This is a genomic window from Streptomyces sp. NPDC059900 (assembly GCF_050270335.1).
Lineage (GTDB): Bacteria > Actinomycetota > Actinomycetes > Streptomycetales > Streptomycetaceae > Streptomyces.
In genome coordinates, this window is the sequence record NZ_JBNNJZ010001009.1 from 1 (window position 1) to 1,730 (window position 1,730).

At 68.1% G+C, this 1,730-nt stretch carries 2 protein-coding genes; both read right to left on the minus strand.

The features are described from left to right. On the minus strand, positions 1-1,106 hold a 1,106-nt coding region (locus ACQKIP_RS46695; RefSeq protein WP_427745788.1), incomplete at its 3' end, for a toll/interleukin-1 receptor domain-containing protein. Continuing rightward, the coding region (locus ACQKIP_RS46700; RefSeq protein WP_427745789.1) for a TRAFs-binding domain-containing protein at positions 1,103-1,730 on the minus strand (628 nt) is incomplete at its 5' end. The genes ACQKIP_RS46700 and ACQKIP_RS46695, both read right to left, overlap by 4 nt.

The window sequence follows — 1,730 nt, forward strand, 5'->3', positions numbered from 1 at the left end:
CCCTTGGGCACATAGGACCCGTCAAGGGCGTTCCCGGGAAGGCCGTCCGCCGCCACGGAGTGCGGGTTGATCAGCAGTCCGGTCCGCGGATCGGTGTCGTCCAGGTAGCGGTTGGTGTTCTCCGCGACGGCGCAGGTGAGACTGTCCGGATAGGTCACGCGCCGGGTGCGCCGGCCGTAGAGGAGGTGGCCGTCCTCGGTGACGACGGTCACCGCGTTGTCGATGATGTTGGACAACTGACCGTCCGAGACGTCGCCGTCCCTGATCAGAGCGTCGAGCTTCACGTAGTGCTCGTACACTCCCAGCGGCGGCGAGTCCCCGTACCTCTCCCTGAACGCCTCGTTGAGCCCTTCGTAGTCGTACCACCCCACCGGGCCCAACTGCAGTGTGAGCGTGGGAACTTCGAGTGCCGACGTCTCGTCGACCGGTGATGCCCTGAAGCCCCGCAGGCGTACGTTCGGGCCGTCGAAGAACACCTGCCCCGTCTTTTCCGCCCGCTGCTTTCTCTTCTCGATCGCGCGTTCTTTCGCCTGCGCGAGTTCCGGGGGGATCTCCATGGGAGCCTCGTCGAATTCGACCCGCACCCTGTCCTCGGTGAAGTGCACGTCCTCGGCGCCCCAGAGCCGGATGGCCCGCACCCATCCTCCGGGGTAGTAGTACAGCTTGTCCCGGGCTGCTTCCTCCACGGAGCCCGCCGGGAAGTCCGGCATCCGTGAGGTGCCGGTGGAGGCCAGTTCGCGTACGAACCGCGCGTACTCGCCGCGGCCGGTGATGTGCCGCAGGCCGTCGAAGGGCAGGGGCAGTGAGCCGAGCGCTTCGTCGAGGACGAAGACCAGCCTCTTGTCACGCGCGAAGCCCATGCCCACCTCCAGCCACACCCATGGGGCGTCGAGACTTGCCGGGGAGAGGTAGATGACGACGTGCGTGGACCGTTCGATCGCCTCCCGGACCGTGTCGAGGATGTCCTGCCCGAGCCGGATGTCACGGCGGTACTCGAAGTGGCTCACCCCGTGCGCGTCCAGTTCTGCCAGGAGTTCGTCCACCTTCACCGCGTCGCGGCTCGAGAAACTCACCATCACGTACGGCGCCGCGGCTGCGGATGTCATGGGCACTCCTCTTGGGCGGGTACGCGAACGGCGGCGAGAAGCGGTTCGATGACGGCGGCCGGGTCTCCCGCGGCCAGAAAGAGGGCGAGCTGGCGGCGCATGGAGGAGATTTCGGCGCCTTCGGCGGATGCGACCGCGAGGGCGTAATGGTGTTCTGCTCCTGCCGGCGGCTTCTCCGTCTCGCCGGCCAGCAGATGCCGGTGCAGATCGAGTTCCGCCAGGCTGGCATGCTCCCAGGTGTCCTGCGGTCCGATCTGCCGGCGCTTCACGGCGAAACGGACCACGGGCAGCAGCGACTCGGCCTCCGCCACATCGCCCTGGCCGCCGCCGAAGTGCTGTCCGCGCAGCCTCAGGAGCGCGACCGCGTTGATCCCGGGGTAGTGGTCTCCCGGATCGGCCGCCATGCCGCTGCGGTAGGCGTCGATGGCCCGGTCCAGATGAGACCGGGCGTTGTTCTCCCCCAGTTGCAGGGCGACTTCGAAGACACGCTTGGCCACGCTGCCCAGCAACCCCCAGGTCTCCGACGAATCCGGATGCAGGGCATCGAGCCGCCGGAGCCTGCGCTCGGCCTCGCGCAGGCAGGACAGCCGCTCCCGGGGCGCTCCGGGACGGTGTATGAGGGTC